The following is a 21433-nucleotide window of genomic DNA, read 5'->3' on the forward strand; positions in this document are numbered from 1 at the left end:
CCATACCATAATGGCTAAAGATCGCATATAAGATTACATTTTTGTCATCTTAACGTTTTTACACACCCCATCATTTCTTTGTTTTTCAATACACTAATAAATTTTAGTTTCAGTCTTCTTACACTTGATACAAATTGTTACTTCTTCTTTTTTATGATGAGACTTACCCTCCGCTCGCTTAATACTGAAAAACAACGGATGAGAATAATCATGAAAATTTTATTTCCAGTGACGCTGGTTACAGCGGCTCTTGCTTTAACAGCGTGCGGAGGCGGCGGGGGCGGCAATGATGCACCAGCAAGCAACTCAGGGACGGTGAATGTCGCAATCACCGATAATCCGTCATGCGGCTTTAACCATGTCTGGGTGACCGTTCAACAAATCCGCGTCAATGGCAGTGCCACGGCGGGTGATAATGATGCAGGCTGGCAAACCCTCACCTTGGCTACACCGCAGCGTATCGACCTACTCTCTTTAACCAATGGCGTGCTGCAACAGTTGGGTCAATTCCCGCTGTCCGCAGGACAATATCAACAGATTCGTCTAGTGCTAGTCGCGAATGGTAATACCGTGGTTCCGACCACCGCTACAGGCGCGGATGGTACCGAAGTTGCTCTCTCAACACCGAGCGCGACACAAAGCGGCTATAAAGTGATTGGGAACTTCACGGTTCAACCCAACACATTAACCGATCTGGTTTTGGACTTTGATGCTTGCCGTTCAATCGTGCAAAAAGGCAATGGCGCTTACAGCTTGAAACCTGTGGTAACAGCGACTCCTGTGGTGGTCAGTGGTCGAATCAAAGGCTACGTCTCCCCCACTGAAGTCGGTGCTATGGTCTATGCGGAACAAAATGGGCACGTGATTAAAGGCACTGTGGTCAACACCGATGGCAGCTTCACACTCGCCCCGCTTGTTCAAAGCAGTGCCAATGGCAATTACGATGTCGTGGTCGTTGATAAAGGCTACGCCGATGCAATCATTCGTGCAGTCCCGGTCACCGCGAATGCAGATACAACAGTCTCCACCGCCGCGGCTCCAATTTCTACACCAGCCTCAGGCGTCCAGATCGCTAGTGGTAGTGCGACCTCAGCCAGCGATGGCATATTGGTACGGGCACTGCAAACAGTAAATGGCGGAACCTATGAAATCGCCTCGATGGTCACCAATGGTAGCTTCTCGTTCACCCTGCCAGCGGGCACGCCAACCTATGTGGGTACCTATAGCAGCACCTTACCAATTGCATTGACTTCTAATGGTATCGCTGCTGGGCAGTATCAGATCGAAGCGGATGAAACCGTGACCGGTGCGGTTCAAACCACACCGATCAATATCACATCAAGCAGTATCACCAACTTAAACTTTAAGTTCTGATGACCTGCAAATCTGCCAGATTGTGAAATCTGAGAGGCTATAAAAAAAAGCCACCTCATGACGGTGGCTTTTTTTATGGTCATTGAACAAGAGGCGCTTTAAGAATAATCAGGATAATGCGAGAGCGCCAATTTGGTTGCAGCCGCCAGCACATCGCGGCGGTTATCCGCATCTTTTTTAAGCTGGGTGAAGTAGATCGTCAGCACCACAGGCTCACCTGAGGGTGGCCAGAGCAGCCCGATATCATTGGTGGTGCCATAGTTGCCACTGCCCGTTTTATCCCCGACCTTCCAGCCACTCGGCGCACCAGCACGGATGGTAGCATCCCCCGTGGTATTGCCCTTGATCCATGTGATCAGTTGTGCACGCAGGTTTGGCGCGAGGATGCTATTGCCCAGTGCAATTTTCTTCAGACTGTTTGCCATGGCTTTTGGTGTGGTGGTATCACGGATGTCAAATGGCAGTGCACTATTCAAATCCGGTTCAAAGCGATCCAGCCTAAAGTCACGATCCCCCAAACTCTGTGCAAAGTGATTGACCGCCTCTAAGCCACCAATTTGTTTAATCAGTAAATTAGCCGCGGTATTGTCACTGTATTGCAAGGTTGCAGCACAGAGCTCAGAGACACTCATGCCCTGCGCCAGATTTTTACGCGTGATCGGGGCATAGGATAAGAGGTCCTCTTCACTATAAGCGATATGCTGGGTCAGCAAACTCGCTTGAGTCATGCTTTTTTTCAGCACGGCGGAGGCGAGCATCAGCTTAAAGGTACTGCAAAAGGGAAAACGCTCATCACCGCGATATTGAAACTCCTGCCCGGTACCGGTGTTAATCAGTGCTAGGCCTAGCCGCCCTTTGCTGCTGGTTTCCAATGCTGTCAATTCTTGAGTAAGTATGTCAGAGGGTGTGTCTGCGGCTCGAACGCGCGCGGTGAGACTGGCAAAAGGCAACGCCACGCCAGCCAATAACAGAGTGCGGCGTAATGGAGAATGGGTCATGAAAGGCTCACCAAATAGATCGCGTGACAACGTGATAAACAGGTCATGATCAGCATCAAGACCTGATCGCAACAAGCGTGCGATGTGGGATGCGTATTGGAAAAATTGTTATGAAAAGCAAAATAGGTGTTGATGCACGTACCACACCCAGCCTATCCCTAAAGATAGCTGGGAACCTGCATCAACACAGATACGTTAAAAGTTTTGACCGGACGGTGCAATGGACGAAATGTTAAAAAGTGTTGATCGAACACAGTGAATCATTACAGTTCACCCCATTAAATCCCAACAAAAGTGTGTTCTCAGTCAAGCTTAAGTATCCGATACTAAAGAATACTTCTCTAAGGCCAAGACGTGGATACCCACATGCGATCTTTAGTACACCATCATACTGTAAACACATCCCCTCTAAAGGTCTTGGTCGCCTGTTGTGTTTGGGCTGTGGTTTCTGCCACCGCTTATGCGGATGAGGCTTGGGTCTCCACCCATACTCGGGCTTTTGCGTCTGCATTTGGAAAGCTCCCGACCTCAACAACACCCGTTGCCAATGATATGCCAGTTCACATCACCGTGGCCCTGAAACTGCGCAATGAAGCCGATCTAAATAAAAAACTCGACGGTGGTACACCACATCACTTTTTAACCCCTGCCCAGTTCGCTGAGCAGTACAGCCCGACAGAACAGCAAGCCAATCAAGTCAGCGACTATCTCAAAAAATCGGGCTTTCACGATATCAGCATCGCGCCTAATCGCTTATTGATCAATGCTGAGGGCACGGCTGAAAACGTGCAAACGGCATTTAATACCCCGTTATATCAATTCACCGCGCATGATGGTCGTCAGGTCTACGCCAACACCAAGGATGCTCAAGTGCCGCAGTCTCTGGCTGATATCGTGGATGCGGTCTTGGGACTAGAGAATGTCTATCTTTTGCATGTTAATCCGCCCAGAGCAGCAGCTCCAGTTCCCGCACCCGTAGCAAAGTCATAGCGGAATGACTCAATCGTTAGCGGATTATAACAACTCGCAAATCTCCCCTTTTTGAGTCATTCTACCCATAAAAAATGGCAATCCGTGGATTGCCATTTTTATTGAAGTTACTTAGCTAAGTAGCTGTTTAGAAGTGATAACCCACTTTAAAGCCGTAAGCAATGGCATGACCGTCTTTGAAGTCACCTGCATAGCTAGCTGCTTCATTACCCGGTACTGAGTGCGCGCCGGTTTCTGCTTTGGCATCACCTAGCCAGAAGTACTTGATCCCAGTCGAGATATCCCAGTCTTTCACAGGGCTATAACGTAGACCTAAGCCCACGTTCCAATAGCCATCGGTCGGTCCCAGGGTAGTGATCGGATTACCTGCACCACTGTCCCAACCTACAGAAGCGGTACCTGAGAATTGATCATTGAACTTACGGCCTAGACCTAAGTTTGCAGACCATTGGTCTTTGGCATAATCCACGAGGTTAAAGCCACCGGCATAGCCACCTTTACCCAAGATTGGCGACACGGCACCTGCCACTTGACCAAACTGATAAGGACGGATCGCGAAGCTCTTCCAGTTGACCCAGCGTACGTTGGCAAACGCCACGGTGTCCGCCATGATGCCGGTCTGAAAGTCTAAGTTGACGGATTGCGGGGTGGTGATTTTGGTATCGCCTGACGCGTTGGTGTTGATGCCTTTGGCTTTACCCAATGCACCAGCAATCGCAGCACGTTGTGCTGCTGGAACAAGGCTTAAAATACCGCCTAACTGAGCCGCAGGGATGCTCTGAATGGCATTGATCAATGGTGTCGATTCATCAGCCTGAACTTCGTGTTCAATTTCAGAGCGATAGGTAATCGAAGTTTTCAGCGCGATTTCTGGAATTTCGTAAGCAAAACCCGCCAACCAGCCGTAGGCATTGTTTTGCTTGATGTTAGCGCTATAGCCGTTAAACAGGCTGTACGTTGAACCACGGAGGTCTACTTTACCGCGCAGTTCTTGATAAACCACACCACCATAGAAGTTGAAGTTTTTGGTCGGTTGATAACCAAAGATCGCCGTGTAATCACGGCTCTCAACTTGAACGCGTGTTCCGCCATCGATACCCGCTTTCAAACTGCCGGTGGTAATCGGCAATGAACCCAATACCTTATCGGTTGGCTTAGCGACGAAGTTGCTGTTACCTGAGTAGCTGGCATCCGCGCCATACGGCTCATCAAAGAGTAAGCCGAACGAGAACTGTTCAAAGGGTTGCAGCTTGAGCGCAAACGCTGGGAAGCGATAGGTGTTCGCCATGTCGCCAGTGCCATTGCCACCGTTGTCATGACCAGAAACTGTTGGATCAAGTACGGTGAAGCCCGCTTCTGCATAATTCCCTTTTTGCAAAAACGCGCCAATGGATTGACCTGAACGATCAAGTGCTGCTGCAAAGAGACTGGTGGTAGGAAGAGTTGCTAAAACAATAGCAACAGAGAGAGATTTCATTCTCATGAGATCGGTCCTTGATGGAGTTATAAAAAATTAAATCAAAAATAACAGGGTGTCGCGCCGCATTATTTTTGACCACATAGTCCGCTTTTTCATTATAAAGAGAGAGCAGATAATAGACCAGCAGATTTCAAACGATTTATATACTGTTGGGGTTGAGACTTCAGTCGAAATACTATGCAGATCACGCAGCCCAAAAGGATGAGCAACAATGGAATAAGAACCTTTTGTTGAAGAGGTGACTTTGTCATTATTAAACAATCCATGTCATCGGGATAATATTTGTCCATCACTGGAGCAGATTTGAATACAAACTTTTTAAGCTTGGCTATAAAAGGGCTTGATGTTGGTCAAGCCGCATATTAGAAAGATCAAACTTATTTCACTAGCGCATTTTCAGACAATAAATTGATATTAACGGACATTAAGGTCAAAAACAGGAGAGCAACTTTCCTGTTTTTGGCTTTGGTAACAAGGCTTTTCAAAAGATCAGGTTATTAGAAACCTGCAACTTTCAAACGATTGGCTTGCTGGCGATACAAGGGAATAGGATCAGCGCCTGGTCCTGAACCCACCATGCCCAAAACCTGATTAACTTCATCCAAATGGTTTTGTGGATAGTCATCACGAATAACTTGACCTAAGTGACTTGAGCATTTCGGCACTAAGCCATCACTTGGACCATTTTGCAGCAAGGACGCGGCAACCATGCCATAGCTGGTCGAATCGAAAGCATTGGTCATGAGTCCCGTACCACCCCATGAATAGTAATTTACACCATTCGCTTGGGTTTCACTGGGTCCACAGGGTGTGGTTGGAATCGCTTGTGGGAAAAGGACATTGAACTCAGCCGCACCTTTGGTGGTGAGTCCATAGTTGGCTGCGACGATATCTTGCGGGGCATCGGCAGCCGCACCAGATGCAACACCCTCTAGAGACAAGAAAAAGTTCACAGCCCCTGCAACGATAGAATCCAGCCCAGTCGCTTTGAGTGGGTTAATGAGTACCAGTTGTGCAGCGTCAGCTACTGGAGAACCAGTATTTGACCCAGCGATACCCGTCACAGAAGCAACCAGATCAGGTCGCACACCGGCGACATAACGGACGGACTGTACACCTTGACTATGACCGATCAGATTTACTTTGTCAGAACCCGTCAATGCGCGTATCGCAATGACTTGCTTGAGCAGTTGCTCTCCACGCACCGCATCAGAGTTGCCTGAGGATACGGTGGTCACAAAAACATTGGCGCCATTGCTGCCAAGATCCTGAGGAATACCATGCCAATAATTGATCGGACCGATCTGCCCAAACCCAAACAGACCATGTGCGAGTACGATGGGATATTTGGTTTGTGCATAATTGCTGGTCACGGTCACCTGATCCAAAGCACTGCTTTGCTGACACACGGCTTGACCATTGTTAATCGCACAATTCTCATGCACGGCTTGAGGGCCTTGCCACCAGTTAAAAATGTTGTTGGGTACGGTCACTGCTGAAACCAAGACTGGGGTCAGCAAGATGGCACCAAACGTTAATGCAGGCACTATTTTTGAGGCTATTTTTGTCATTTTAGACAATCTCCATACTGTATTGATCATGCAGGATTTCATATCCCACACGTTTTTTGGTTATCGTTGTTTTCTATTGCCACTTTAACTCGACGTAATCGTTCTTCAGATACAAGGGCTCCTTATTCATAAAAATAGGGGAAACTTAAATTCATGGATGGGTTAGCGCTAAGATTGCTTTTTCAGGCTGCTGTCATGCATGGATTCAAATGTCTGAGCACGAATCCGCTCTTCAGGGGTACGAAATGATTGATTACGCAGTTCCGAAATCGCGCTTTGTTGCTGCGCTGGGTCAACACCACTAGCAGCAATCTGATCACGTGCGGCAAGATAGCGATCGACCTGACTTTGCCACTTGCCCTCCTCCACATCAGCTTGTTCCAAGCGGTCTGCTGCGGCTGCCCCAACGAGGCTTTCACGCATTTGACGCAGTTCCGCTGGTGAGCCACCTCTGGCCTGAATCTCACTGGTCAGTTGTTGCAATTGGTTATACTGCAAAATCGGGCGCATGCTGGCGACTAGGGATGCAGGCTGTTGACTAATAAGCTCTGCGCTTTTATCCGCTTTCTGCTTGGCAGTTAAACGCTTGTCATTATTAATGTTGTACTGAGCGATCGCGTACTGATCATAGAGCTCCTCATTGCCAAAAAAGACTGCTGCCTCTTTGACTGTAAAGATTTGGCGACGTAAGTCTTTCAGTGCGGATAAGGCTGTATTAAAACCATCTGGCGCATTGGTTTTAGCACTGGGCAGTGTAGAGCGACCATGCAAGTAGGCAATGTATTTATCCAATAACTGGAAGGCATAGGGTTGCGCAGTCTCTGGAAGTAGTCCGGTTAGATATTGACGGATATCCGCGGTCAATTGACTCTCGGTTTTCTCCCCTGTACTCGAAAAAAAATAATCAAAGCAGTTACGAATCCCAATGGTCAGAACCAGTTGTCCTTGACCATCTACCTGTAGCGGGCAATCCACCTCTGTACCCTGTAACGAGTTCGCTAAGACGGGCATGACGCCATGAAATTTTAAGGGTTTGGGCTCAATCGCACTTGCAGTTGCGGTCGCCGTGATTGGTGTTGGGCCGACACTGGTGGCGGCTGTCACGACGACAGACTTAGGCGCTGGTTTTAAAAACCAAACCATGCCGATGATAGCCATTGCCGCCAAGACAACGACCATGAGAATGCCGACGATTTTACGTTGAATCAAACCTTCCATGATGATGCTCTTATTCGCTGATGATCATTCGATAATATTCTTTAAACTAAATACCAATTAAATCAAATAAATACAAATTCACTAATTTGATTTTTCGCTTAGAACTCATTTAATCACTGCATCCTTGCAGATTTAGATCATGAATTGACTTTAGCGCCATACATTAGTCTGGATGGGAGTCTAGACACTCTGGGGATGATTTCGTATAGTAAAGTCAGACAATAAGTTGATAAAAACGGACAACGAATATGACGGATTGGGACTATCCGCGCAGTATCATGGGCATCAAATTGCTGATTGATCTTGCATCAAGCCATGACATGAGCGTTACAGACTGCCTTGCTGAAACTGGAATAGAGCCCGATTGGCTCTCCAATCCGCAGTCTGTCATCACCGCTCATCAAGAAATTCGTTTAATTCGCAATTTGATCCGTTCGATTCCTGTCGAGGCACTCGGACTTGACGCCGGTGAGCGCTATCACCTTACCATTTATGGCGTATTTGGCTTTGCTCTCACCAGTAGCCCAAGCTTACGCAATGTCATTGAGCTCAGTATCCGCTATATGGATCTGACTTATGCGTTCTGTCGTATGCGGTTAGAGGACGTGGGGGACTGCGTACGCCTACAACTTGATGATCAAGGCATTCCCGAGGATGTGCGTCGGTTTATCGTTGAGCGTCATACCGCGGTATTGATGACCCTGCAGCATGAACTTCTCGGTCGACGAATGCCGTTAAAGCGCATCACATTGCGCTTGCCAGAACCTCAGGATGTGTCGCGCTACTTGGAAACCTTTGGCGTGATTCCAGAATTTGGCGCTGATGCAAATCTGTTGGAAATGGATGCGTTATGGATGGATGCACCTTTGCCACAAGCCAACCCCCATACGCAAGAGATCTGCGAAGCACAATGTCGTGAACTACTCAGTAAGCGCAGCATCCACGAAGGTGTAGCAGCTCTAGTCCGTGAACGTTTACTTCATAAAGTAATGACGCTGCCTGATATGGAAGAAATGGCCACTGATCTTGCGATGACATCGCGAACCCTACGCCGCAAATTAACCATAGAGGGGACCAGTTATCGGGAATTGGTGGATGAGGTACGTGAAGCGTTAGCCGATGAATTATTGGCGATTCGAGGTATGCGCGTAGGCGATATCGCAATGCGCCTCGGTTACGCAGAAACCTCAAGTTTCATCCATGCCTTTAAGCGCTGGAAGGGCCGCCCTCCCCGTGGCAAAGACATTGCTTAAAAAGTGCACACCACATCACAAATCAATGAATTATAAGATTTTATTTTTGACTTCTGGCATGGTTCATGCTTTTATATTTCCGCTGTTCTTTTTTTAATCACATTGCTCAAGGATGACAATCATGAATACAGTGAAAGCACTGCCTCGACATTTTGAAGCCAGTTTCTGGTGTGAAGCGGATGATCTTTTTTTGAAAGAAAATGCGAACTTGCCCTTTGCACTGCTGGCGGATTTACTCCATAAACCAACATCCGAAATTCGCAAACGACGCCAGCAATTAGGCATCTTGAAAACCAGCGCCGTTTTGCACCATTTTGAAAACATGACGCTATCGGCTTGAATAAGGCCATCCGATTAATCGGTGCGCATCCCCCATAAAAAACCACCCAGAAAAGGTGGTCTTTTTTATAGAGATCATTCCATAGCAATCTTTAACTGATACCGACGACTTGCTCTTTCACATAAGAAATTCCATACCACCAGACCCTCAACTCAATCCGATGGCCAACACGACTTGAATCAAAATTAAAGGGCACTGAGAAGTATTCAAAACGATTGGCTTGTTTCCACTGTTTACGGGTAATGTCGCGTTGACCAATCAGTGCAGGTGCGGTTCCAGCATCAACATCATAGACCTCAAGCCGTACTATCTTACCGTTATCGGCTGTATTGTTATCTACTTGAAGCTTCCATGTAGCAATCTGATTACCAGCCTGCAATGTCGTGGTATACGGACCAAATTGCATATAGTTTGCAGTATCATGTACGTTAACTGACCAACCATCTACCTCTGCCCGACCTACTACATGTTGGATATTAGGGTTGGTCATCGTCCATTGTTGATCAAAGCCACCATTGGCCTCATCCGCAATTAATGCACGTCGTGTAACATTGGCACCTGGTGCACGGTAATACAGGTAATTTGAGCCATTTACACTAAATAAAGTCGAACCATCATTACCCATGGTATTTGTCGTTAGAGGAAGAACATTGTTCTGTGAAAATGTTGTCCAGTTTAAGAGATCAGTCGATGAGGCAAATCCCGAAGACCACTGAGCCGTGCCATAGGGCTGTACACCACTGCCCTCATAAGCCATATAATACTTACCGTTATTTTTTACAATCCCACGATGTCCCGCAGTACCCGCTTGCCACGTATTGGGTACGCTCTTAATAATGGGATTGGCAGAAAATTTGGTCAAGGCTGTGAGGCTCGTCCCTGTGGCAACGCCAATCTGACAAGTCACCCCATCAAAACCGTGGTAATGAAGATACCACGTCGCCCCCTCTTTATAGAGGCTGGGTGTGCCGATGTTGGCAGCTTCCCATCCCGTTTGATTATGGTAAAGAATTGGAGTGCTATTCTTGGTGAAGTGAACACCGTCGGACGATGTTGCAAGACCTATATCGCCCGGTGAACTGGTGCTTTGCCCAGCACCTTCATAAACTAAATAAAAGGTTCCGTTGTCATACCAAATGCCAGGAAAAGAAGCCATGCGATCATCCCACGCTCCTGCGGCTCCCGCTTGCAATACCACGCCCTGATCCGCAAATGTGACACCATCCGTCGATTTAGCTAGCCCCACCCCCATCTTGCCATTGCCATCCCCTTTGATGTAATACGCCCAAATCGTGCCATTGATCGTGACTGTAGATATGAAGTGCATCGAAAATGCCCCTCCAATCGCAGTATTGACCTTATCCAGTTTGAGAAATGCGAGATTGTTGTCAACCAGATCCGCAGGAAGTGGTGGTGTCGCGAACGCGGATGGGAGAGATAAGCTTAAAATTAATAGTAAATTGATTTTAAAGGCATTCGGAGACACAGTATGTTTACGCATAGGTTTCACCTTTTGGTTAAATGTAAAGTTCCATCTTTAACTACCAACAGGTCAAAAATATACCATCTACTCATGACATGAAATACATCATCACGAAAGAAGACGTGATGATGTAACAATTCATATCCGTAACCACAGCATTAATGTCCTAACTAAGGCACGACCCCGCCCAAACTACTCCAGACCGGAGCAAGTGAGGGATCATAGATCACCAGATTGCTGTCATCCTGCAAAGCGATAAAGCGCTCCGCTGAGACTTTGTCACGTCCTGTTTCTGAATGCCACAGCGGCAGGCTACCCTCGGGATCATAGACCACAAAATTACCATCGCTTTGTAGTAATGCCCAATTGCCTGCACCAGTCGTGTGCGACTGCCAGACGATACTATGATTAGATCTGGCGTAAATCACCAGATTGCCATTTAGCTGCATGAGCAAACGAAAGTTCCCCAACGGGGAGATTAAGGAGTCTCCCGCAGAGAGGCGCTGCCCCAATGTCAACATCGAACCTTTTTCAGCCATAAAACCACCTAATTCTCTCCAGTTCTTCCTTGAAGGATCAAATCATTACGCGTTTTTTCCACTTGGATAAAAATTCAAAATTCATTCCAACATGCAGGGATTTTCTTGGGAATATCGACTTTTTGCGTCTTAACTTTTCTTGAGCCACGTCGATATCGCAAAAAACTGTTTGAGCATCCGCTTTCCTTGCAGATCTCACCCATACCCGATGAAAGCTCCATATTATCATGAGCATATGTATATAATAAGACAACTGTTGATGGATTGCTGCTCCAGCAGCAGTCATTGCTAAAAAATTGAGCAACTATTTTGCTCGGATGGCTAAAATAATCATATTTAATTTAAAAATCTTATTTACTCACCATGCAGACATAATATCTCCACACAATCTACATAATATATCAATCAAAAATACATAATAGATAGACAAAACATAAAAATAATCACTCCCGATAATAAATCTGAGATAAATAGCGCATATCCGTTAGAAAAATACAAAAACAAAAGCCCCTCGTAAGCACGTTTTAAACATGTTTAAAGACCACGTCAGATACGACTTCATTGTGAAATATCTTCTATTACTCAAAACTCAAGATAATGATTTTATTGTATTTTAAAAAAATTAACACCGACCAATACGCAGTAAACCATCCTCATAGGCATCGCCCACCTTCGCTCAAAGAATCTCAGCCGTCTATCTGCTTTAAAACGCAACTCATCGCACTCACCCAACTATTTTTACCAAAAGGTAATAAATGGCATACTACTTGCTAAACATTAATTCAGCGATAAAGCTGATTTTAATACCAGCATTTATATTTCAGATTCGGTTGATATCCATATAAAACCGATATAAATATCTCAAGCTGTATATAAATTCGCAGATATCCAAAGCGGTTAAATGACCCACCGCCAGCAGCATAAGAGTCGCCACAAGCGATGTGGATGTGCGGTATGGCGATGTGGTTGGTATGAGAGGTTATTCCGACCAATGATGCGCTGTGGACACGATGCTCTGCACCATCAGCTGTTTTTTTAACGAATAAAAATGCTTCAGATTAGCAATCTTCTGACTGAAGACATTCAAACTTTAATAACGGTATCTCCGGAGATTTTCATGCAATTGACTACACCTAAAAGCCTTACCAAGGCTCGCGGTATCTTGTTTGCCACCACAGCATTATCCCTTGCTGTGGCATCATCAGCATATGCTACAGACCCATGGGTTTCGACTCAAACCAAAGCATTCTTACCCTTGGTACAATCTGGAAGCTCGACACAAGGCGTTACAGCCGCAACGACTCGATCAACATCAGCGGCGACCACTGACCTTGCTGCCAGCCAAGTGGTGCATGTCACTGTGGGTTTAAAACTCCGTAATGAAAACCAACTGGATCAGGAAATCAGCTTCTTGCAATCTGGTGGTTCTCGTCAATTCCTGACCCCAGCTCAGTTTGCTCAGCAGTACAGCCCGACTCAGCAACAAGTGGATGCGGTGGTTGCGCACTTGAAAAAAACAGGTTTCACCAACATCAATGTCGCCCCAAACCGTTTATTCGTGACTGCTGACGGTACACCAAGCGCGGTACATAGTGCATTTAACACCACCTTAAAGGGCTTTAAAGGCAAAGATGGTCGCAATGTATTTGCTAACGCGACCGACGCACAAGTTCCGTCTTCGCTAAGCAACGTCGTGCAAACGGTATTGGGTCTGCAAAACGTGGTGACGGCTCATACGTACCATAAGTTAAACCCTGTGCTGGTCTCTCCTTCAGCGACTGCCGGCGCTTCAACGCTGATTACCAAAGCGGCGACCACGCCTGTCGAAAAAGGGCACTACCCGCTTGAGTTTTCTACGCTCTATGGCGGCGGCACTACTCCAACTGCATCGGCAACTACTGTCGGGATTATTACGTCAGGTACACTCACCCAGACCATTAGCGACCTCAAAACCTTTACCACTAAAAACAGCTTGGCCGCGGTAACGACTTCGACCGTAAAAACAGGCGCAACAGGTCGTACCTATAGTGCTGAAGATCCAACTGAGTGGAATCTGGATAGCCAATCGATTGTGGGAGCAGCAGGCGGTGCCGTACAGAAAATTATTTTCTATACTGCACCCGATGATGCAACGACAGACGCTGCATTCCTAGATGATATTTCCAATGCCTTTAACCGTGCTGTAACGGACAATACTGCCAAGGTTATTAACGTTTCACTCGGTTGGTGTGAGTCTGATGCCTCTGGCACCAGCGTCCGCGTGGCCGACAACAACATCTTTAAACAAGCGGTTGCTCAAGGTCAGACCTTTTCGGTTTCAAGCGGCGATGAAGGCGCTTATGAGTGCAGCACCACACCATCGGGTTATGGTGGTAAGCCTAATGGCACCAACTACACCGTCGGCGCACCTGCCAGCTCTCCTTATGTCCTCGCCATTGGCGGTACTGCGCTTTATACTGCAGGCACGGGCGTTTACAGCAGTGAAACAACGTGGAATGAAGGTTTAGCGGCTGCAAGTCCGACCGACTCGGTTCAACGTCTGTGGGCAACGGGAGGTGGCTACAGTACTTTAGAAGCCGCACCAACTTGGCAGACTTCTGCGATTACAGGCTCAACCAAACGTGCAGTTCCTGATATCGCTTTTGATGCTGCATCCAACAGCGGTGCAATCCTGTATATCAACGGCAGTACCACGTTTACACAAGGTGGCAGTACCTACTACAACCAAGTGGGTGGGACCAGTCTTGCATCGCCACTCTTCGTCGGTTTCTACGCGCGCATTCAATCGGCAAATAACAACGCGCTTGGCTTCCCAGCCGCCAGTATTTATAAGTATTTCCCAACCAATACGTCGTTCCTGCATGACGTGACCACGGGTAATAACGGCTCTGGCAGCTATCCCGGCTTTACTGCAAAAGCAGGCTGGGATGCGGTAACGGGTTTTGGTAGCTTTGATGTGACCAAGCTCAATACCTTTATCAAAGCCACGCCTGACTTTGCTCACTAAGACATTACGCTGTTGAAGCAGATTCAAAAAAGACATCCATAAGCATATGGGTGTCTTTTTTATTGCGACTGGTATAGATAACGTCGCACCCTGTCTGCGCCCACACTACCATGCTCATTATTATGCCGCCTTTATACATGATGCCGATGGGCATAACATCGAAGCGGTGTGTCACGATGCTTGAGTGAATAACAACCCAGCAACATTGCAAAGCCTGCTTACAAAACGCAGGCTTTTTTTTAAGCTTTTTTTGAAGATCCCAGTATGCTGATCTTCCGCTCAGTTTTTAAGCGGATGCCGTCTTCCCATAAACGAAAAATGAGGTGAGTAAGGATATGAAAACCTATCTGATTAGCGCCGAGCTTTTGCCTCATCGCGATGACTCAGTGATCGCAGAGGCGATTGAGCAGCTTTCCACCCAGACCTTTAAATATCAAAACGCCAAATGGATTATCAAACATGATGGCGATGCAGGCAGTATCCACGCCGAACTCGTTCCCGCTTTAAAAAACGGTGAGAAACTGATGGTCTTGGGCCTATCGGGTGAAGGCGCATGGACGGGTGTCGCCCCGTCCAGTGATCACTGGCTGCATGTTCACCTCTAGCCACATCGCGACACAGATCGTTTAACACGATCTTGGGATCGTGTACGTATTCAATCCGCTATAAAAAAGCCTTTATCTCAATAAGCCGAGATAAAGGCTTTTTTTTGCATGATTCAAATGTAGGTAAAACGATAATCTGAATAGGACATTATATAAACCGTACAATCCTTACACAAAACAAAACATTTAAAATATTTAGCCATATCTCGTTCAATATTAAATAAAAAATGATTCTTTAATATTTAGTCAACTGACCAAGCACCAAAGTGTACCGAAATGCATACTTGTATACATTTGATAACAAGGGTACGGTGGCTTCGTCATCAGTATATTTACACCTGACAAATTAATAGAATCGAAACACTCACTCAAGTGTAAATAATTGAAATTTAAAATAATTATTCAGATAGATTTTACAAAATAATTATTTACAGACTGATAGACGATTATCACTAAATTATTAAAACTTAACAGTGACTTAATGTAGATTTTACCCTTTAGATAATAGGTAAATTCACCATATGGACTGGTCATAAAAAACAAATGGATTTTAAATATCATGAAATATTCAACATCTATTCTCAGCCTCATCACTTTTTGTTTTAGTACATGCAGTGTTTATGCACAGCAAGTCTTGGATGACGAATCATTAAGAGAAGTCTCTGGGCAAGCCGCTTTTTATACCAACTACATTCCGACTGGTGGTGCTAACCCGAATGCCAATATCGGTTTTTTTACTTTGGGCTTAGAGGGCAAAGTCGACTTAAACGCCAATATTGAGCATTTGCAACTCGGCTGTGGCGGGGTCAATGGACCGGGGTGCGATATCGATTTGACGCATGCACGTTTAAGCGGTGTAAACCCCGGTGCCAGTGGCACCTATGCGGATTCCGACGCAACCCTGACCAATCCCTTTTTGCAAATCGCGATCCAGAATCCAACGCAACTGGCGACACGCTCTGTGGCTGGGATTCGTTTTGGCGCCCAAGGGGTGCTGGGCATGCTCTCTATCGGAGAGAACCCGAATACCAGTAATCTGAGTGATGATACGGGGATTAACAGTCTAAGCGGCGATATCGGCTTGAACATTACCAATGCCAAAATTACCAATGCTTGTGCCACCCTACTCACGCTCTGCGTTGCACCCGTGACGGCAAACCTGAATGATTATAGTAAGCAATATCGTGTCACACGCGGAAACAGTCTAGATATCACTGGACTCACCGCAGTAACGACTGGAGTGTCTATTCTGGGGGTCATTAACTTGCCCTTAGGGATTACGCTCAATAATATCAATATCTATGGCGAACCCTTGAGAGCAGCGCATCAATTGGTGCTTGCTGGCAATGCTGCAGGCACGATTCCATCTAAAGACGTTTCGCTGTCCCTACAAAATCAGTCCATCAAATGGCAAAAAGGGGATGGTACTTATCCAACCACAGGCACTGAGAAGGGCTGGTGGATTAATCTGCCTAACCTACAAGTCAATAATCTGCAAATTTCGCAATACATTCCGATCGATGTGCTTCAAGTGGTTGGCAATCTGCTAACGATCCCGATCAATCTTGATCCTGTGGATTTAGGTCAATCACCTACGCGTAACTGTTATGGGACATTAAAGTTCTGTTAAGGACGAATCGATGCAATAAAAAACCACCGTTTAAGGTGGTTTTTTATTGCATATAGAAGACTGATTCCTCACCCCACTTGCTCTGTCTCCAGCGGTTTCGCGACTTGCACGGGAACTCGCGCGCCTCGGACATGATCAATCCATAACGTCGCCAAGACAGCAAGTCCTACCGCAGCCCAGCCCACCATGCCATAACCCTCAATCTGACCTGTTGCTGTATTCGACAGCATCAGTCCACCGAGCCATGCCCCACAGCCTGTACCGAGTGCTTGAACGGCACTATTGGCACTCAAGAATGCACCGCGATGGGCAGGCTCTGGTACGGTAGTCAAAAGCGCCTGCATCGGGATGATGCGTCCAGAAACCGTGACCATAAAGAACGGGAAAAACAGCACGATCAGCATAAACGGCAGTGCAGGCATATGGGTGACAAACAGGATCGGAAATGCAGACAAGATGACCGCAATCCGAAACACGCGTTTGTTGCCATAGCGATCTGCGAGTCGCCCCACCACACGCGAGGTAAAGAAGGTCGCAGCCCCACCCGCCATATAGATCCACGACAACTGCGCAGGCGCTACACCATGATTGGCGACCAGCACAGGAGAAATAAACGGGATCACCATCATCTGCGATGCCATCATGGTGAAGGTAAAGGCAAAAGCGTTGAGATGTCGCGCATTGCTAAACAAACGCCACAGGTTTGGCAGCACTTCGCTGAGCACGGGTGGGTTCTCTTTGAGATGTTCGGTCAGCGACGGTACAACCTTGATGGCTGCAATCCAGATCAATGCTGACAAGACCACCAAGAGGACAAAAGGGGCGGCCCAGCTAAAGTGCGCACCGAGTAAAACACCTGCGGGTACCCCCGCGATTGCAGCCAGTGAGAATGCGGTCATGATGATGCCCATGGCCGCACCGCGACGCTGCGGGGGAATCACATCACTGACAATCGCCATAACGACTGAGCCGAGCATGCCTCCAGTTATTCCGGCAAATGCACGGGCAAACAGCAATAACTCATAGCTATTGGCGAGCGCACAAATCAGATTGGACAGTGCAAATAACGCATAGGCAATCAGCAGCAAACGCCGACGGTCAAATCGGTCGATATAAGTCGCCGCCAGTAATCCAGACAGCCCAGAACACCATGAATACATCGACACCGCTGTCGCAAAGGCAACGGGGGTGATGTTAAAGGCATGCATCAACTGCGGACCGAGCGGCATCATGACCATGAAGTCCATGATGATGGTAAATTGGATGAGCGCAAGCAGCCAAAGTAGGCTGCGCTCTTGGGTCGTGCTGATGCTATACATCGACGTATTCCTTTTTAGTAATTCTGACATCGATGTTGCCGATGTCAATCTTCTAGATTTTCGTGCACGGCGGCGTCGCCGTGTTTCCAATAACTGGCTATCCTTAGACGGGATTTATCCATGCCACGCTCAGTACGGAAATGGTCACGGATGGCACGCATCGCTCTCGCCTCTCCTGCCGCCCAAACATAGCCTTCGCCTGCGGGCAACGCCAGCTCACGCGCGGCCTGCAAGAGCGCATTGCTCTCAAACACCGAAGCACTGCGATAACACCAAATAGCGGTCAGATCAGCTTGAGTGTCAAACTCCAGATGACCTGATGCATCCGCTACTTCCAAAATCGCAGTCACACGGGTACCCGCAGGAAGTTCACTGAGACGACGTGCGATGGCAGGCAACGCAGTGTCATCCCCGATCAGCACCTGCCAATCAAAACCCGTGGGGATCACCAGTGATCCGCGTGGACCACCAACCCCTAGCGACTGTCCAACTTGTGCTTGCTTCGCCCATGTCGCGGCGGGACCGGCTTCATGGATGGCGAACTCAATATCCAGTTCACGCGCAGCGCGATCAAAACGGCGCGGCGTAAAATCACGAGCGACAGGTCTAGGCCCAGTTGGGAACACCAGACCATCGGGTCCCATGGTCGGCATGACCAGTGGCTCGCTGCCCGTGGGAAAAAAGACTTTAATATGGTCATCAAATGATGCGGACTCAAAGTCGCTTAAGTCCTCACCGGTAAAGGTGACACGAATCAAATGTGGGGTTAATGCTTGTACATGAGTAGCCTCAAGCAAGCGAAATTTCAACGGGTGGCGTACGCGAGTCACGCTCAAATCTGGGGTATTTGACATTAATACGACTCCAATATTTCTCTAGAATTCAGAGTGGAACAATACTTAGCGGGCGGTACCGCGCAGTGCTTTTACTCTGCACTGCCCTTTTCACTTTGACCTTCGATCTCGGCTGTGGCGCGCGCCAAAATGGCGGCAATACGGCGCTGCTCATCGGCAGGCACATCACTGCGCAGGAGCAAAGCATGCTTCAGCGCACGACGCGCGGTGATCAACTCAGGCAACCAGCCACCTTCGCTGATATCGGCAGGTTCTTCACCAGAAAAGGCACGGCGTACCGAGTCCATCTTACGCGCGATATGCGTCAGCTTGGCGAACATCAATTCGACATGTGCTCGGTTGGCTTCCAAATTCTCACGACCAAGATCCGCCAGCTCATAGCGTTTACGGTTACCTTCTAGTTGAACGGTGACATAACCCAACTCTTCCAGATAGGTCAATGCCGGATAAACCATGCCTGGACTGGGGGCGTAAAAGCCATTGGAACGGGTTTCGAGTGCCTTGATGAGTTCATAACCGTGGCTAGGTTGGGCTTCTATCAGCGCAAGCAGCATGAGCTGCAAGTCGGCCGTACTAAACTTACGACCACGCGGCATACCATCCCCCTCACCGCCAAAGCCGCCACCACCAAAACCGCCGAAACCGCCTAAGCCACCAGGTCCACCTTGAAAACGATCTCCTCCGCCACGGCGACCATGACCGATCGCATGCCAGAGCTGATGAATTGAAAAACCACGAGCGCCGTGCTGGCGCGAAAAACGAGTATGGGAATGCATGACACATGTTCCTTTTTATATCTTAAGATATATTAAAAGATATATATCTTAAGATAGTTTGTCAAACGAAATGTGCAAAAAAAACACAAATATTTGATGTGTTAGCCAGACTTATTTTGGCTATGGTACAGATAGCCACGACATGATCGGTCGTAGCCTCTCAGAACCTAGCCCTCCAGATGGACATCAAGTTTTTATTAATCAATGATTTTTAGGCCTAAAAGCCGCTGAAAGTGGCTATAGGGGGAGAGCTTAGCGTTTATCCTTAGCACTAATTGCTCATCGGTGTGGAAGTAGGAATGTTGTCTTTGGACTTGATATTGTCGATGGCATCTTTTTACAGAACTCCACCTTTATATCTACCCTGCGGTCATATGATTAAACCAATAATAATGATACTTTTCTCACACTTTCACACTGTGCGCGCAGATGTTTAATTATTTATATGTTTGTTTAGCCCTTTTGATTCTCTGTATAGCCTTTCTGGTCTACGTATCGTTCTCAATAAACTTTTAAGCCTATGCCGATCTTTCGTTTGATGGCTGCAAGCCCCACAAAAAAGCCCACATGATCGTGGGCTTCTTTAGCATTTTTTACGTTTTATTTAGAAGAGATTTCCTTTACTGAGGAACCAGTGGCGCAAAATCTGGCGTTGCATCAAAAACCTGTGGGTTTGAAGTCTGAACCCTATTCACTTCCTGCCCGACTTCAATCAATCCTTTATTGATATTCGGATCAGAGAGAAACTCTTTGATCGCCGCACGACCTAAAGCCTGTCCAGCCAACCCCAGAGAGGCCTTACCTTCAAAGTTCACGGCGTCTTCAGTCTGGGTTTGGCAGGAGACGGTGAAGAGTCGATTAAAGACTTTACCAAATTCATCGCTAATCTCATGGCGTTTACGATCACTGATATTCACCAGATCCTTAAGCGGCTTGGTCGGTGAAAAGACCAAAAAGAAGCGCTGAATAAAGACTTGTTTATCCTGTGGCGTCGCTTCCTTCAGCAGACAACCGACCAGCCGCTGTGCGTACACACCGGCATGGGCACTCGCACTCATGCTACACGCCAAAACCAACATACCGAGTAACGCAAATCTTTTCATAGCCTCTCCCCAAGTCCTCCGAGATTAGCACATATACATCGGGGCTTAGCAGGGGGTATTTGCATTTAAATCGATTAAACAGTCACGGCCCTTTTCAGCTTAAGTATTATTCACCGCTAAATTGTAGCCACAGCCTTTTTCGATACGTCTGCTCAAAATCTCACTTACTCGTCATCGTCCTATGCTAGAATTAAAAAATTGACAACAATAATTGTCAGCTAGACAATTTGACAAACACCCCATCAACAAACCAGTGCGAATAACGGAGAAAAACAATGCTGAAAACCCAGAAAGTATATGTGATCCATGAGTTTAACGCACCAGTAGCCAAAGTCTTTTCGACCTTGAGCGAACATGAGAACTTGAGCAAGATCTTTGCCCCGGCCAAAGTCACCCGTTTAAACGACGGTAAAGATGCCCGTAATGGCGTGGGTTCAGCACGGAAACTATCCATTCCGTTGACCCCGTCTTTTGTAGAAACCAATCTGGTCTACCGGGAAAATGAGCTGATCGAATACGCAATCACCAGCGGTATTGCACCCATCAAGGAACATCGCGGTGTGATGAAGTTTATTGATCTGGATGGCAAGCGTACCCGTCTGGAATACACCATCACCTTTAAAGGTCGTGTACCGTTTATTGGTCCTATCATCAAAGCTGCACTGCAAGATGGTGTGGCACGTGGGCTAAAGAAACTGCGTTTTTAATTTTTAAACTATTGTCTGTGTATCCTGTCCAGATTGACCTTTTTAGGCAGTTTGGATCAGGGCAATGTTCACAGCCTAAAGGCTCACAATGATGAGTCTCCAAGGTCAACTTTGAATAATATCCATATAATCTACATATAACCTCCATACAATATACATAATTAAAGCTCACAGCCTATGTTCTAC

General features: G+C 47.1%; 18 protein-coding genes. 8 read left to right on the forward strand and 10 right to left on the reverse strand.

The features are described 5' to 3' along the window. Window positions 1-210 precede the first annotated feature (210 nt). The gene (locus tag HYN46_RS13505) at window positions 211-1374 is read left to right on the forward strand and encodes a DUF4382 domain-containing protein (protein ID WP_114899869.1); all 1164 of its coding nucleotides are present in this window, start codon (window positions 211-213) and stop codon (window positions 1372-1374) included. A gap of 98 nt (window positions 1375-1472) precedes the next feature. On the opposite strand, the gene bla is transcribed toward HYN46_RS13505, so the two are convergent. Beyond that, a complete protein-coding gene (gene bla, locus HYN46_RS13510; protein ID WP_114900772.1) occupies window positions 1473-2372 on the reverse strand; it encodes a class A beta-lactamase in 900 nt (299 codons plus the stop codon). A gap of 366 nt (window positions 2373-2738) precedes the next feature. Between bla and HYN46_RS13515 the strand changes: the two genes are divergently transcribed. Continuing rightward, a complete protein-coding gene (locus HYN46_RS13515; RefSeq protein ID WP_114899870.1) occupies window positions 2739-3362 on the forward strand; it encodes a protease pro-enzyme activation domain-containing protein in 624 nt (207 codons plus the stop codon). Between the two features lie 127 nt (window positions 3363-3489). Here the strand turns inward: HYN46_RS13515 and HYN46_RS13520 are convergent, their stop codons facing one another. From HYN46_RS13520 to HYN46_RS13530, 3 genes are all read right to left on the reverse strand, one after another. After that, window positions 3490-4845, reverse strand: coding sequence for an outer membrane protein transport protein (locus HYN46_RS13520; RefSeq protein ID WP_114899871.1), 1356 nt, complete (start codon window positions 4843-4845; stop codon window positions 3490-3492). Window positions 4846-5339: 494 nt separating this feature from the next. Beyond that, entirely contained in the window at window positions 5340-6413 is a 1074-nt protein-coding gene (locus tag HYN46_RS13525; RefSeq protein ID WP_114899872.1) for a lipase family alpha/beta hydrolase, read from the reverse strand. A gap of 168 nt (window positions 6414-6581) precedes the next feature. Beyond that, complete coding sequence (locus tag HYN46_RS13530) at window positions 6582-7631, reverse strand: lipase secretion chaperone (protein WP_210009191.1); 1050 nt, start codon at window positions 7629-7631, stop codon at window positions 6582-6584. A gap of 248 nt (window positions 7632-7879) precedes the next feature. On the opposite strand from HYN46_RS13530, the gene HYN46_RS13535 reads away from it, so the two are divergent. Both HYN46_RS13535 and HYN46_RS13540 read left to right on the forward strand, forming a co-directional pair. Beyond that, window positions 7880-8884, forward strand: coding sequence for an AraC family transcriptional regulator (locus HYN46_RS13535; protein WP_228254814.1), 1005 nt, complete (start codon window positions 7880-7882; stop codon window positions 8882-8884). 121 nt (window positions 8885-9005) lie between these two features. Continuing rightward, window positions 9006-9224, forward strand: a complete 219-nt coding sequence (locus HYN46_RS13540; RefSeq protein ID WP_114899873.1) for a hypothetical protein — start codon at window positions 9006-9008, stop codon at window positions 9222-9224. A gap of 91 nt (window positions 9225-9315) precedes the next feature. Here the strand turns inward: HYN46_RS13540 and HYN46_RS13545 are convergent, their stop codons facing one another. Further along, entirely contained in the window at window positions 9316-10725 is a 1410-nt protein-coding gene (locus HYN46_RS13545) for a glycoside hydrolase family 130 protein (protein WP_114899874.1), read from the reverse strand. A gap of 152 nt (window positions 10726-10877) precedes the next feature. Then, complete coding sequence (locus HYN46_RS13550) at window positions 10878-11246, reverse strand: hypothetical protein (RefSeq protein WP_114899875.1); 369 nt, start codon at window positions 11244-11246, stop codon at window positions 10878-10880. Window positions 11247-12363: 1117 nt separating this feature from the next. On the opposite strand from HYN46_RS13550, the gene HYN46_RS13560 reads away from it, so the two are divergent. The 3 genes from HYN46_RS13560 to HYN46_RS13575 all read left to right on the forward strand — a co-directional run bounded on the left by HYN46_RS13560 (window position 12364) and on the right by HYN46_RS13575 (window position 16488). Next, window positions 12364-14253 carry a S53 family peptidase gene (locus tag HYN46_RS13560; protein WP_114900775.1) on the forward strand — a complete coding sequence of 630 codons (1890 nt, stop codon included), beginning with the start codon at window positions 12364-12366 and terminating at the stop codon, window positions 14251-14253. 335 nt (window positions 14254-14588) lie between these two features. Further along, entirely contained in the window at window positions 14589-14858 is a 270-nt protein-coding gene (locus tag HYN46_RS13570; RefSeq protein WP_114899877.1) for a hypothetical protein, read from the forward strand. 559 nt (window positions 14859-15417) lie between these two features. After that, window positions 15418-16488 carry a hypothetical protein gene (locus tag HYN46_RS13575; protein ID WP_114899878.1) on the forward strand — a complete coding sequence of 357 codons (1071 nt, stop codon included), beginning with the start codon at window positions 15418-15420 and terminating at the stop codon, window positions 16486-16488. A gap of 68 nt (window positions 16489-16556) precedes the next feature. Here the strand turns inward: HYN46_RS13575 and HYN46_RS13580 are convergent, their stop codons facing one another. The 4 genes from HYN46_RS13580 to HYN46_RS13595 all read right to left on the reverse strand — a co-directional run bounded on the left by HYN46_RS13580 (window position 16557) and on the right by HYN46_RS13595 (window position 20540). Then, window positions 16557-17807 carry an MFS transporter gene (locus HYN46_RS13580; protein ID WP_114899879.1) on the reverse strand — a complete coding sequence of 417 codons (1251 nt, stop codon included), beginning with the start codon at window positions 17805-17807 and terminating at the stop codon, window positions 16557-16559. Between the two features lie 44 nt (window positions 17808-17851). Further along, window positions 17852-18661, reverse strand: coding sequence for a siderophore-interacting protein (locus HYN46_RS13585; protein WP_114899880.1), 810 nt, complete (start codon window positions 18659-18661; stop codon window positions 17852-17854). A gap of 71 nt (window positions 18662-18732) precedes the next feature. After that, window positions 18733-19437: a PadR family transcriptional regulator gene (locus tag HYN46_RS13590; RefSeq protein WP_114899881.1), complete on the reverse strand. Its 705-nt coding sequence runs from the start codon at window positions 19435-19437 to the stop codon at window positions 18733-18735. A 620-nt stretch (window positions 19438-20057) separates the two neighbouring features. Further along, entirely contained in the window at window positions 20058-20540 is a 483-nt protein-coding gene (locus HYN46_RS13595; RefSeq protein ID WP_114899882.1) for a hypothetical protein, read from the reverse strand. Between the two features lie 275 nt (window positions 20541-20815). Here HYN46_RS13595 and HYN46_RS13600 point away from each other — a divergent pair, with 275 nt between their 5' ends. After that, complete coding sequence (locus HYN46_RS13600) at window positions 20816-21247, forward strand: SRPBCC family protein (protein ID WP_114899883.1); 432 nt, start codon at window positions 20816-20818, stop codon at window positions 21245-21247. Window positions 21248-21433 lie beyond the last annotated feature (186 nt).

Origin of the sequence: Aquirhabdus parva, assembly GCF_003351745.1 — a bacterium.
In the GTDB taxonomy this organism is placed as follows: domain Bacteria; phylum Pseudomonadota; class Gammaproteobacteria; order Pseudomonadales; family Moraxellaceae; genus Aquirhabdus; species Aquirhabdus parva.